Here is a 13,776-nt window from a genome sequence, read left to right on the forward strand (position 1 = left end):
TCGCCGGTGCGGGGGGTCAGTGCCGGTACCGCGCGGCCGGGTGGCTGGCCGGCAGCGCCCGGTCGGACGCGCCGGTCAGCCGCTCGCGCAGCGACTCGCCCTGCGCGTACTCGCCGCGGAAGACGCCGCGGGCGCGCAGGATCGGCAGCACCGACTCGACGAACTCGACGGTGGAGGCGGGCTGGACGGTCGGCGAGAGCAGGAAGCCGTCCAGGTCGGCGCCCTCCGCCAGGGCGCAGATCTCGTCGGCGATCTCCTCGGCGGTGCCGACCACCGGGCGGGCGCCGACGCCGTGGGTGTGCCAGTCGGCGAGCACGTCGCCGACGGTCTTGTCGGCGAACCGGGCGACCTGGGTCTGCGACATCTCGGTGGACAGCTCAGCCATCGGGGTGTCCGGCGCGTACGAGGACAGGTCGAGGCCGGTGAACATGGCGTAGCTGGCGACGGTGACCTCCGGGCGCTGGGCGTCCAGGACGCGCTGCCAGCGGCGTTCGGCGTCCGCGGTGGTGGCACCGATCACGCAGGAGAACGCCGACATCACCTTGACCTCGTCGGCGCCGCGGCCGGCCCGGACGGCCTCCTCGCGGATCGCCGCGGTGTGCCCGGCGAGCTGTTGGACGGTGCCGCTGCCGACGAACATGCACTCGCCGTGCCGCCCGCCGACGCGGCGCCCGGCCGGGGAGGCGCCGGCCTGGAACAGCACCGGGGTGCCCTGCGGGGAGCGGGCGGTGTTGCCGTAGCCCTGCGAGCGGAAGTACGGGCCGTCGTGCTCGACCAGGTGGACCTTGGCCGGGTCGGCGAAGCGGCCGGCCTTGTCCTTCTCCAGGGCGTCGGGCTCCCAGGAGCCCTCCCAGTACTTGTAGACCAGGTCGAGGAAGTCCTCGGCCATCCGGTACCGGTCGTCGTGCGCCACCATGTCCATCCCGAAGGCCTTGACGGCGGTGTCGGCGGTGCCGGTGGTGACGATGTTCCAGCCGAGCCGGCCGCCGGAGAGCTGGTCCAGGGTGGCCAGTCGGCGGGCGAAGGCGTACGGCGGCTCGACCAGCACCGAGCCGGTCACCACCAGGCCGAGGTCGGTGGTGCTGGCCAGCAGGGCCGAGGCGATCACGAACGGGTCCAGGCGCGGCAGGTCGAGGGTCTCCTCGGTGGCGATCGGCGGGCGCACCCCGCCGATCTCCGACCAGCCCCAGGCGTCGGCGAGGAACAGGAAGTCAAGCTTGGCGTCCTCGCAGATCCGCGCGATGTCGCGCCAGTACCCGAGGGTGTCGAACAGGTGCCGGCGGCTGTCGGGGTGGCGCCAGGTGGCGGTGCCGCTCGCGTTGGTCTGGGCGTTCTCGAACAGTCCGAGCTTGAGGTTGCGCATGGGGTGTTCTCCGTTGAACTGGTGGTGCGGGGGAACCTGGGTGCTGAGCGGACCGGGCGTGGGGGCCGGGGACCGTCAGGGTGCTACGGGAACGGCGGGGGCGTCGAGGACCGCGCTGGTCGCGTCGGGGAGCGGGGCGGGTGCGCCGAGGGGGCCGGCGGACGCGTCGAGCTGCGCCGCGGACGGCATGGCGGACTGGGCACCGAGCCCGGTGACGGCCAACGAGGCCGCGCGGACGGCCCGTTCGGCGGCGGCGAGCAGGTCGGCGCCCCGGGCGAGGGAGTCGGCGAGGGCTCCGCAGAAGGTGTCGCCGGCGCCGACGGTGTCGACGGCGTCCACGACGGGGGCCGGCAGGTGCACGGCGGGACGGCCGGGCTGTTTGACCAGCGCCCCGTCCGCGCCGAGCGTCACCACGACCGCCCGGCAGGGCAGGGCGGCCCGCTCCAGCAGTTCGCGCGCCCCGTCGGGGCCGGCGGGCGGCTCCGCGCCGAGCAGGGTGGCGAGTTCGCCGAGGTTGGGGACGAGGACGTCGACGGCGGCGAGCACCTCCGGGGCGACCGGGCGGGCCGGGGCCGGGTTGAGGACGACGGTGCCGCCCTGCTCCCGGGCCCGCAGCACGGCGGCGGCGACCACCTCGGCGGTGATCTCGTGCTGCACCAGGACCACCTCGCCCGCGGACCGGGCCAGCCGCTGCGGCAGGTCCGCGACGGACAGTTCGGCGTTGGCGCCCGGGTTGACCACGATGGTGTTCTCGCCGGCCCGGTCGACCACCACCGAGGCGATCCCGGTGGTGCTCTCCGGTGCCGGGCGCACCGCCCCGACGTCCACCCCTTCGGCGGCGAGCGCCCGCAGGATGGCGTCGGCGTCCGGGCCGACCCGGGCGACCATCCGCACCCGCGAGCCGAGCCGGGCCGCCGCGACGGCCTGGTTGGCGCCCTTGCCGCCGACGCCCTCCACGAAGCCCCGCGCGAGCACGGTCTCGCCGGGTCGCGGCAGGTCCTCGACGGTCAGGACGAGGTCGCGGTTGATCGAACCGACGACGGTGATGGGCGGCATCTGCACTCCTTGGGAGATCGATCTCCCACACTGTGGACCAGGCCCCCGGAACCGTCAAGTACCCTCGTGCTGCGTATTCCGCGAGCTCAGCCGAGCCCGTTCCCGACCGCGAAGGACCGCCCCACGTGACAGCGCCCCGACTCCTCGACGTGGCCGCGGCCGCCGGTGTCTCCCGCGCGACCGCCTCACGCGTCCTGGCCGGCACCCAGCGCAACGTCGACCCCGAACTCGCCCGCCGCGTCGAGGAGGCCGCCCGGCACCTCGGCTACCGCACCAACCACTCCGCCCGGGCGCTGCGCACCGGAACCACGGGCACCATCGGCGTGGTCGTCCCCTCGCTCGCCAACCCGTACTTCGTCCAGCTCGCCGACGCCCTCGCCCAGCAAGTCCGCGCCGCCGGCGGGCAGTTGGTGGTCTCCGACGCCGCCAACGACACCGCCGTCGAGGCCGAGCAGATCGAGACCCTGCTCGGCGGCCGGGTCGACGGGCTGCTCGTCGTCCCGGTCTCCGCCGGCGCGTCCGGCCCCGCCGTCCGGGCCGCCGCCCAGCGCACCCCGGTCGTCCTGTTCGACCGCTGGGCCACCGGCTCCGGCACCGTGGCCGTCACCCTCGACAACACCGCCGCGATGCGGCTGCTCCTCGACCACCTCGAAGGCCTCGGCCGCCACCGGATCGCCCTGGTCGCCGCCGACCAGGCGTCCTCCTCCGGCGCGGAGCGCCTCGCCGCCTTCACCGGGGCCCGCGGCGCCGACGCCACCACCGTCCTGCTGCCCAGCTTCACCACCGACGCCGGGCGCACCGCGGGCCGCCGGATCGCCGAGCGGCACGCCGGGATCGACGCCGTGGTCTGCGGGGCGGACGTCCTCGCGGTGGGGCTGGTCAGCACCCTGCAGCGCTCGGCGATCCCCGTCCCCGGCCGGATCGCCGTCACCGGCTTCGACGACACCGAGATGCTCGAACTCCTCGACCCGCCCATCACCTCGATCCGCCACCCGCTGACCGCCATGGCCGAGCGCGCCCTGACCCTCCTTCAGTCCCCGGCCCGTGAACGGTCGGAGCGGGTGGAGCGCTTCGCGCCGCAGCTGGTGGTGCGCTCCTCCACGGACGCCGACGCCTGAGCGGGCGAGAGGCGGCCCCGGTGTGCGGCGCGCACCCCGGGGCCGCCTCTCGGCGGGCCGCTCCGGCCCTCGACCGGCGGGGCCCCTCAGGCCTTCCGCCGCACCGCGATGACGGCCGCGCCCAGCACGCAGGCGACGGCGGCGGTGACGTAGGCGAGGTGGTAGCCGCCGAGCTGGTCCGAACTGGTCCCCGCGACCAGGACCATCACCGCGACGCCCGCGCTGGCGCCGATCTGCTGCGTCACGACGTTCACCGCGCCCGCGACGGCGTGCTGCTGCTCCGGGACGCCGGAGAGCCCGGCCGTGGTCATCGAGGGGAAGTTCAGCCCCTGGCCGATGCCGCTGACCACCAGGCCGGGCAGCACGTGCAGCACGTAGTTCCCGTCCTGCGGCGTGCCCAGCCACAGCCCGGTGCCGACGCCGATCAGGACCAGGCCGACGGCCATCAGCGTCCGCGGGGAGTACGTGGCCAGCAGCCGGCCGGTGACGAAGTTGGCGGTGAGGAACACCGCCAGGGACATCGGCACCAGCGCCAGGCCGGACTCGGAGGGCGAGTAGTGCAGCATCCCCTGGAGGTACAGCGGGGCGAAGAACAGCATCCCGATCGAGCCCGTGTACTGGAGGAACGCCGACAGGCTCGCGTCCCGCACCGAGGCGATCCGGAAGAGGCCGAGCGGGAGCACCGGGTCGGCGGTGCGGTGCTCCCGGACGACGAACAGCACCAGGGAGACCGCCGCGGCGGCCAGGACGGTCCACGCCGTCGCGCCGCTGCTGCTCACGCCGACCACGAGCAGGGTGAGGCCGAGGGTGCCGGTGATCGCGCCGGGCAGGTCCAGCCGGCCGCGGTGACCGGCGCCGTCGGGCAGTCCGACGCGGGTCGCGGCCAGCACGCCGACCCCGATCAGCACCGAGAACCAGAGCACCGAACGCCAGCCGAAGAACTGGGTCAGGACGCCGCCCAGCAGCACCCCGCCGCTGAAGCTCACGGCCCCGACGGCCGTGTACACGCTGATCGCCCGGTTGCGGGCCGGGCCGACCGGGAAGAGCGCGGTGAGCAGGCCCAGCGCGGCCGGCCCCGACAGGGCGGCGCCGATCCCCTGGACGGCGCGCGCGCCCAGCAGCGTCACGGTGTTCGGGGCCACCGCCCCGACCAGTGCGGACACGGTGAACAGGGCGACGCCGACCTCGAACACCCGCCGCCGCCCGAGGACGTCGGCCAGCCGGCCGCCCACCAGCAGGAAGCCGGCGAAGGTGACGGCGTAGGCGGTCATCACCCACTGGAGCGTGGTCTCCCCCAGGTCGAAGCGCTCTCCGACGGACGGCAGGGCGGCGTTGAGTACGCCGAGACCGCTCACGTCCAGGGCGAACGCCCCGGCCAGCACGCCGAGCGCCAGCCCCGGCCGACGGGCCGACTCGACCACGGTGGCGGTCATGCGGGCCCGCCCGGGAGCTCGCGGCCGAGCGCACGGCGCCGCGGGAGGGGCCTTACTAAGGAGCTGTCGGCACTGGCTGACGATGCATCAAGATTCTCAACTGCCATGCGGTCAGCTTGCATTGATCGCTCATCCGCTGTCCACCCCGCCCGGCGCGCATGGTACCGGCAGTCGACCCTTCCCCAGGTCATTCGATTTCCGTCGACCTCTACCCGACGGCGGCACCCATCACACATTCGTACATCTGTCGCATCGAGGAGATCGAATCGGACACTTTGTCGATCAAATCCCGCCACCGCTTCATCCGGCCGTCGAAATACGCGATCCTTGAATCGATGAACGCGTAGTCGACACATCTCTCCGCACCCCGAGGGCGGATGAACATACCCGCGCTGCGGAATTCTCAGCAGCGGAAGTGGCCGGCAGCCCGACCGGCAGGAGCCGAACGCGTCGGCCAGAATTCCACAGTGTGCCGCTGATCAGTGAGCCGCTGAACGGCGACCACTCAAGCACCCCCGAAGACCCGACCCTCACCCCGTCCTGCCGCGCCGCGCGGTCGGCACCCCGAGTCCTTCCTCCTGTCGCGAGAGGAGCAGCGCTGCCCGACCGTACGTCCATGCATGTCATGTACAGACCTACTACCGTGCCGGCAGGCTGACCCGCGCTGCCCCGACGCCGCCCACCCTCCACTCCGCCCCGCCCCGCTTTTCGTTCGCTCCACCGGATTTCCCGTTCACTTCACCGGACTTCCCGTTCACGTCGAGCGCGAACTCCGGAAACACCGGCCCCGTCCGCACGCCGCCCCGCCGATTCCGCGACGGCCCCCGGCGCGGAGGACGGATCCCGCCGTGCCCCGCCCCCCTGTTCCCGGCTGCCCTGAAATCGGCGTCCCCCCCGACCAGCCGGCCGCGAAGCCCCGTCCTCCATTCCATCCGCCCTGCTGAGGGAGTCGCCATGCCCCACGAGCGCGCAGCGCGAGACATCACCGACGTCACGGATTTCCTGCTGTCCCGCTTCGCCGAGCTGTCGGACGTGTCCGCGGCCTCGGTGGACCTCCGGGCGCCCATGCACCGGTACGGGCTGGACTCGTTGAAGTCGGTGAACCTCGCGGCCTCCCTGTCCGAGTACCTCGGCTGGCAGGTCCCGGCCACCTGGATGTGGCAGTACCCGACCCTGGACGGACTGGCCCGCGCCCTCGTCGACGGCCCGCGCGCCGCCGGGCCCGCCCCCGGCGCCGAGCGCCGCAAGCCCGCGCACGAGCCGGTCGCGGTCGTGGGCATCGGCTGCCGCTTCCCCGGCGGACCGGACCCGTCCTCGTTCTGGCGGCTGCTGGTCGAGGGCGGCGACGCCGTCGGACCGGTGCCGGCCGCCCGCCGCGAGCTGCTGGGCGACCGGGTGCGCTGGGGCGGGTTCATCGACGGCATCGACCGGTTCGACCCGCTGTTCTTCGGCATCTCGCCCCGCGAGGCCGTCCAGATGGACCCGCAGCAGCGCCTCGTCCTGGAGCTGTGCTGGGAGGCGCTGGAGGACGCGGGCATCGCGCCGGACAGCCTCGTCGGCAGCGACACCGGCGTGTTCATGGCCTCCTGCTGGAACGACTACGCCGCGCTGGCGCACTACCGCGGCCCCGACGCCCAGATCACCCCGCACACCGCGACCGGCATCCACGACGGCATCATCGCCAACCGCGTCTCCTACGTCCTCGGCCTCCAGGGCCCCAGCATGGCGATCGACGCCGCCTGCGCCGGATCCCTGGTCTCGGTGCACGTGGGGTGCCAGTCGATCCAGCTGGGCGAGAGCGACCTGGTGCTGGCCGGCGGCGTCAACCTCAGCTTCGTCCCCGACTACTACACCGCCATGGACCAGCTGGGCGCGATCTCCCCCGACGGCCGCTGCAAGACCTTCGACGCCCGGGCCAACGGCACCACCCGCGGCGAGGGCGCCGGCGTCGTCGTGCTCGCCCCGCTGAGCGTGGCACTGGAGCGCGACCTGCCGGTGTACTGCCTCATCAAGGGCAGCTCCTCCAACAACGACGGTCCCAGCAACGGGATGACGGCGCCCAACCCGCAGGCGCAGGAGAAGATGCTCCGCACCGCCTACCAGCGGGCGGGCATCGCGCCGGACCTCGTCGACTACATCGAGTGCCACGGCACCGCGACTCCCCTCGGCGACCCGATCGAGGCCAACGCCGTCGGCGCGGTCCTGGGCGGCGCCGACCGCGCGGCGCCGCTGAGGATCGGCTCCGTCAAGTCCAACGTCGGGCACCTGGAGGCGGCGGCCGGCATCGTCGGCCTGGCCAAGCTCGCGCTGTCGATGCGCAACGGCGTCCTGCCGCCGAGCCTGCACTACAGCGCACCCAACCCGCAGATCCTGTTCGACGCCTACAACCTCACCGTCCAGGACCGGCTGACGCCGTGGCCGCGCCGCTCCGACGCCCGCCGGGGCGGCGTCAGCTCCTTCGGCTTCGGCGGCGCGATCTGCCACATCGCCGTCGAGGAACTGCCGCGCCCCGAGGCCTCGCTGCTGCTGCTGGCCGCGGACTCCCCCGCGGAGCTGGCCGAGCGGGCCCTGGAGTCGCGGGACGCGACCGACCTGCGCGCGCTCTGCCGCCGCACGCCCGGCGACGGCCGGTTCCGGCTCGCGGCCACCGCCCGCGACATGGCCGAACTCCGCACCGGCCTGGACGCCTTCGCCGCCGGCACCACGGCCCCCGGCCTGAGCGTCGGGGAGGTCGGGGAGCGGCCCGGCCGGCCGCGGGTGGCGTTCCTGTTCTCCGGCAACGGCTCGCAGTGGGTCGGCATGGGCCGCCAACTGCTCGCCGGCCGACCCGAGTTCCGCCGCTCCATGACGAGGTCCGACCAGCGGATGCGGGAGCTGCTGGGCTTCTCGCTCGTGGAGCAGCTGATGGACCCGGACGGCCGCCTCGACGACATGGACGTCTTCCAGCCGCTGCTGTTCTCCCTCCAGGTCGCGCTGGCCGAGACCTGGCGCTCGCTGGGCGTGGAGCCGGACGTCGTGGTGGGGCAGAGCGTCGGCGAGTTCGCCGCCGCGCACATCGCCGGCGCGCTGGACTTCGAGGACGCCTCCCGGCTGGCCGCCCACCACGGCCGGCTCCTCCAGCAGCTGGCCGTCGGCCGCGGCGAGGGCATCGTGGTGATGACCCCGGCGGACGAGGTCCGGCCGCACCTGACCGGCGGGCTCACCCTCTCCGGCCACAACGGCCTGAGCTCCACCCTGGTCACCGGCACCCCGCAGGAGATCGACGACCTCGTCCGGCGGCTGACCGACGCCGGCGTCGTCAACCACCGGGTGCGGATGGGCCACGCCCCGCACTCGCCGCTGGTCGACCACGTCCTCGCCCCGCTGAAGGCCGAGCTGGACGGCATCAGGCCGCGCACCGCCCGCGTCCCGATGATCTCGACGGTCACCGGCGAGCCGGTCGACGGCGCGGAGCTCGGGCCGGACTACTGGGCGGACAACCTGCGCCGGGAGATCCGGGTGGTCGACGCCCTGACCAGGCTGCGCGACCACGACGTCGACGCGGTGGTCGAACTCAGCCCCCACCCCCTGCTGCTCAAGTCGGTGTCGGAGATCCTGCCGGCCGTCACCACCCTGCCCTCGCTGCGGCGCGGCGCCGACGAGGCCGCGACCCTGCTCGGCTCGCTCGGCGCCCTCTACGCGGCCGGACTCCCCGTCGCCGCCCACCCCTTCCTCGCGGGCGACCGCGGACGGCACGCCGTGCCGGGCGGCGGCGAGGCCGCGGCGGCCAACCGGGTGCACCTGGTCCCCGTCACGGCCCGGACCGCGGACGCGCTGGCCGACACCTGCCGCGCGCTGTCCAACCACGTCGAACGCGACCCGGCCCTGCGGGTCTCCGACCTCGCCTACACCCTCGCCGCCCGCCGCACCCACCACGCCCACCGGATCGCCCTGTTCGCCCGTGACCGGCAGGACGTCCTGGACGGGCTCGCCCGGATCGCCGACGGCCGACCGCACCCCGACGTCGTCACCGGCACGGTCTCCGGCACCGCCGACCGGCGGGTGGCGCTGGTGTTCTCCGGCACCGGCACCCACTGGGCCGGCATGGGCCGCGAACTGCTGCGCTCGCACGCCGGCTTCCGGCGGTGGATGCACGCCTGCGACGACGCCGTGCGCGCGGCCGGCGGCGGCTCGGTGCTCGACCGGCTCACCGCCCCGGACGGGCAGGCCCGGTACGATGAACTGGACGTCCAGCAGCCGGTGCTGTTCGCCCTCCAGGTCTCGCTGGCGAAGGTCTGGCTCGGACTCGGCGTCGAGCCGGCCGCCGTGGTCGGGCACAGCCTGGGCGAGGTCGCGGCCGCCTGCGTGGCCGGCGCGCTGTCCCTGGAGGACGCCGCCAAGGTCGTGGTCGCCCGCTCACAGCTGCTCGAACACGAGGCCGCCGCGGGTGCGATGCTCTCGGTCGACCTGCCGGAGCCGGAGCTGCTGCCCCGGCTCGCCGCCTACGCCGGGCAGGCGGCCGTCGCGGCCGTCAACAGCCCCACCAGCACGGTGGTCTCCGGCCCGCGCAAGGCCCTCGACGCCCTGGCGGCCGACCTCGGCCGGGACGGGATCCCGGCCAGGAGGCTCCGGGTCGAACGGCCGATGCACAGCCCCGGCATGGACGCGCTGACCGGCCCGCTGCGTGAGCGCCTCAAGGACATCACCCCGCTGACGCCCGGCATCGACTTCCACTCCACCGCCCTGGCCGGCGTGGTGAACCCGCTCGTCGACGCCGACTACTGGGTGCGCAACCTGCGCGACCGGGTCCGGTTCGCCGAGACGACCGCCGCGCTCGTCGACCGGGGCGTCTCCACCTTCATCGAGATCGGCCCGCACGAGACGCTGCGCGGCGCGGTCGAGGAGACCGGACTGTCCCGGGGCGTCCGGGTGCACGCGGTCAACTCGATGCGGCGCGGGGAGAGCGACCTCCGCTGCCTGCTGGGCGCCGCCGCCGAACTGTTCGTCAGGGGCCTGCCGCTGACCTTCGACCCGCTGTTCGGCGACGACGTCGAGGTGGTGGAGACCCCGCTCGTCCAGTGGCAGAAGGAGCGCTACTGGATCGACTCCGAGCCCCGCCGCGAGCCCGCCCCGGCCACCCAGGTCGCGGCCACCGCTGTCGCCGCCGTCACCTCCACTCCGGTCTCGGCGCAGCCGGCGCAGGCCACGGTGGCGGAGCGGCCGGTGGCGGAGGTCGTCCTCGCCGAACTCGCCGACGCGCTGGGCGTACCGGCGGGCCGGTTCGACGCCGGCGCCGGCCTGCGCGACTTCGGCCTCGACTCGATGCTCGCGATCCGCCTCGTCAACCGGATGCAGGCCGTCCTCGGGCACCGGGTCTCGCCGGTGGTGTTCCTGGACGGGCGCTCCATCGCCGAGGTGGTCGGCCACTTCGTCGGGCTCGCCGACGGACCGGCCGCGCCCGCCCCTCAGCCGCCCCAGCCGCCCCAGGCGGTCCAGGCGGTCCAGGCGGTCCAGGCGGTCCAGGCGCCCACGCCCACGCCCGAGCCTGCGCGGTCCTTCCTGGAGGACCTGTCCGAACTGGACGCCGAGGAGCTGCTGGAGGAGCTGGACGCGCGCGGCCTGCTGGAGGCCACCGACACGCCGGCGCCGGAGCAGCTGCGCGCCGAAGGCCTCGGCCTCGAACTGGCGCCGGCCTCGCACGGCCAGGCCTCGCTCTGGTTCATGCAGATGATCGCGCCGGACGCCGTGCCCTACAACTACATGGTGACCGCCCGGATCCGGACGGCGGTCGACGAGGACGCCCTGGAGCGCGCCGTCCTGGCCGTGCTCGACCGGCACCCCGCGCTGCGCACCCTCTACGTGGAGGCGGGCGGCCGCCCGTACCAGGTCGTCCTGGACGAGCCGGTGTACGAGTTCCTCGTGGTGGACACCGCCGACCTGGACGACGAGGAGGCCCGCGAGGAACTGGCCCGGTACGGGCACGAGCCGCTGGACATGGACAACGGTCCGCTGGTGCGGGTCGTCCTGATGCGGCGCGGCCCGTCCGACCACTTCCTGATGGTCCTGGTCCACCACATCGCCTCGGACGCGGCCTCGGCCGACATCATGATCCGCGAGCTCCAGGAGTTCTACGAGGGCGCCGACCCGGCCGGCCGCACGCCGGTCGCCCCGTACACCGAGTTCGTCGAGTGGGAGCGGCAGTGGCTGGCCGGGCCGGCCGCGGAGGCGGCGCTGGACTGGTGGTCGGAGAAGCTCGCCGACCCGCCCGCCCACCTGGACCTGTCCAGCAAGGAGCGGCCGCCGGGCGTCACCTACGAGGGCCGCGACCTCGCGTTCCGCTGGAGCGCCGAGGAGACCCGCCTGCTGCGGGAGTTCGCGGTGCGCGAGGGCGTGTCGATCAGCACCGTCGTGCTGGCCGGGTTCTTCGCCACGCTCAACCGCGCGGCCGGGACGGAGGACTCGGTGCTGGCCACCGCGATCGCCCAACGGGCCGAGCCCGGCTGGGAGTCCGCGATCGGCTACTACCTCAACACCGTGCTGGTTCGGGCGAACCCCGCCGGGGACCGCAGCTTCCGCGAGCTGCTGCGCGAGGTCCACGCCTTCTCGCTCGGCCTCCTGGAGCACATGAACTACCCCCTCGACCTCCTGGCCGCCCAGCTCAAGCCGCCGCGCGCCGAGGGCCGCTCCCCGTGGTTCGACGTGGTGGTGAACTGGCTCTCCTCGGACGCCTTCCCCCGCTCCGTCAAGCTCTTCCACGGCGTCGGCGAGACCCTCTCCCCGGACGCCGCGCTGCCGCTCGAACCGCTCCAGGTGCGCAGGCACCTCGCCAAGTTCGACCTGGAGATCTCGATGGCCGACATCGACGGCCGGGTGGCCGGCCACGTCCAGTTCAAACCGGGCTACCTGGAGAGGCAGACCGTGACGGCCCTGCTCGCGCTGTACCGCACCGTGCTCTTCGACTCGATCGCCCGACCCGACCAGGCCCTCGGCGACATCGCGCCGGCCGGCCTCCCCAAGGAGACAGAGCAGTGACCGAAACCCTGCACTCCGAGTTCATCGCCCAGGCGGTCAAGAGCCCCGACGCGACCGCGGTCTACTCCGACGCCGGCGTGCTGACCTACGGCGAGCTGAACGAGCGGTCCCGCGAGCTGGCCGAGCGGCTCCTCGCCGACGGCGCGGGCCCGGGCGTCCCGGTCGGGATCTGCGTCGAGCGCACCCCCGACCTGCTCGTCGCCGTCCTGGCGGCCCTGCGCACCGGCTCCTGCTACCTGCCGCTGGACCCGAACTACCCCGCCGACCGGCTGGCCTTCATGGTCCAGGACAGCGGGACCCGGCTGCTGCTCACCACGCCCGCCTCCCGGGCCAGTTGCCCGCCCGGCCCGACCGTGGTCGTGCTCGGCGGGACCACGGCCACCGAGCCCGGCGCCGAGCCCGTGGCGGTCGTGCCCGAGGACACCGCGTACGTCATCTACACCTCGGGCTCCACCAGCAGGCCCAAGGGCGTGGCCGTCCGGCACGCCGGCGCCGTGGCGATGCTCGCCGAGATGGACCGGGTCCTGGAGGGCTGCGACCTGAGCGGCGTCTCGGCGGCCAGCTCGGTCTGCTTCGACCTGTCCGTGATGGAGGTCTTCAACGCGCTGTGCCGCGGCGGCGCCGTCGTGCTCGTCGAGAGCGCCGTCCACCTGACGGAGAGCCGGTACGCGGACCGGATCACCCACCTGTCCGTCGTCCCGTCGGTCATGAACGGCCTGCTCGACGCCGGCGCCCTGCCCCCGAACGTGCGGTCGATCGTCTTCGGCGGCGAGGCGCTGCGCCGCAAGCTGGCCGACCGGGCCTACCGGGAGACGGGCGCCACCCGGGTGTTCAACGCCTACGGCCCCACCGAGGGCACCGTCTTCTGCTCGTTCGGGCTGGTGCCCGAGGACGGGACGGACGAGCCGACCATCGGCCCGCCGACCACCACCGACCTGGTCTACGTGCTCGACGACGAGCTGCGGCCGCTCCCGGCCGGCGAGTCCGGCGAGCTCTACCTCGGCGGCGTCGGCCTCGCGCACGGCTACGTCAACCGGCCCGGCACCACCGCCGAGCGGTTCGTTCCGGACCCGTTCCGCGACGGCGAGCGGATGTACCGCACCGGGGACGTCGTCAGGTTCACCGAGGACGGCGAACTCCGGTTCCTCGGCCGCTCCGACCACCAGGTCAAGCTGCGCGGCTACCGGATCGAGCTGGAGGAGGTCGAGGCCCGGCTGACCGGCTGCCCCGAGGTCCGGGAGGCCGCCGCCGCCGTCCGGGGCAACCGGCTGGTCGGCTACGTCGTCCCCGCCGGCGAGGGCGCACCGCAGGACGGCCCCCGGCTGGACCCGGCCCTCCAGGGCGCGATCACCGGCCGGCTCGCCACCGAGGTGCCCGACTACCTGGTGCCCGCGACGCTCGTCTTCCTGCCCGCCCTCCCGCTGGGCCCGGGCGGCAAGCTCGACCGCGACGCGCTGCCCGAGCCGCCGGCCGCCGGCACCGACGGGCCGCGGTCGGCCGCCGGCACGCCGACCGAGGTGGCGCTGGCGGAGATCTGGGGCGAGCTGCTCGACCTCGATCCGTCGGGCATCGACGTGCAGTCCGCCTTCTACGACCTCGGCGGCGACTCGCTGCTGCTGATCCGTCTCGCCCGGCTGATGACCCGTCGCTTCGACCGCCGCGTCCGGGTGCCCGACCTGTTCAGCTTCCGCGACATCGCCTCCCTCGCCCGCTGGCTCGACGACGACAGCGGCGCCACCCCCGAGGTGGTCGAGTCGGCCCGCCAGCGCGCCGGCGCCCGCCGCGCCGCCCACAA

6 protein-coding genes are annotated in these 13,776 nt (G+C 74.3%); 3 read left to right on the plus strand and 3 right to left on the minus strand.

The annotated features are described in order from the left end of the window. Positions 1-16: 16 nt before the first annotated feature. Both ACWDCZ_RS01300 and ACWDCZ_RS01305 read right to left on the minus strand, forming a co-directional pair. Positions 17-1,363 (minus strand): NtaA/DmoA family FMN-dependent monooxygenase, encoded by a 1,347-nt coding sequence (locus ACWDCZ_RS01300; protein WP_380742858.1) that lies wholly within the window; start codon positions 1,361-1,363, stop codon positions 17-19. Between the two features lie 75 nt (positions 1,364-1,438). Further along, positions 1,439-2,419: a ribokinase gene (locus ACWDCZ_RS01305; protein WP_449814907.1), complete on the minus strand. Its 981-nt coding sequence runs from the start codon at positions 2,417-2,419 to the stop codon at positions 1,439-1,441. Between the two features lie 125 nt (positions 2,420-2,544). Between ACWDCZ_RS01305 and ACWDCZ_RS01310 the strand changes: the two genes are divergently transcribed. Continuing rightward, on the plus strand, positions 2,545-3,537 hold the full coding sequence (locus tag ACWDCZ_RS01310; RefSeq protein ID WP_416873985.1) for a LacI family DNA-binding transcriptional regulator: 993 nt from the start codon (positions 2,545-2,547) through the stop codon (positions 3,535-3,537). A gap of 86 nt (positions 3,538-3,623) precedes the next feature. Here the strand turns inward: ACWDCZ_RS01310 and ACWDCZ_RS01315 are convergent, their stop codons facing one another. Continuing rightward, the gene (locus tag ACWDCZ_RS01315; protein ID WP_049651517.1) at positions 3,624-4,970 is read right to left on the minus strand and encodes an MFS transporter; all 1,347 of its coding nucleotides are present in this window, start codon (positions 4,968-4,970) and stop codon (positions 3,624-3,626) included. 954 nt (positions 4,971-5,924) lie between these two features. Between ACWDCZ_RS01315 and ACWDCZ_RS01320 the strand changes: the two genes are divergently transcribed. Together ACWDCZ_RS01320 and ACWDCZ_RS01325 are read left to right on the plus strand one after the other, a co-directional pair. Further along, on the plus strand, positions 5,925-11,981 hold the full coding sequence (locus tag ACWDCZ_RS01320; protein ID WP_449814908.1) for an acyltransferase domain-containing protein: 6,057 nt from the start codon (positions 5,925-5,927) through the stop codon (positions 11,979-11,981). Then, positions 11,978-13,776, plus strand: a 1,799-nt coding sequence (locus tag ACWDCZ_RS01325) for a non-ribosomal peptide synthetase (protein ID WP_449814909.1), incomplete at its 3' end; no start/stop codon positions are given. The genes ACWDCZ_RS01320 and ACWDCZ_RS01325, both read left to right, overlap by 4 nt.

The sequence above is a fragment of the Kitasatospora sp. NPDC001225 genome (assembly GCF_053597855.1).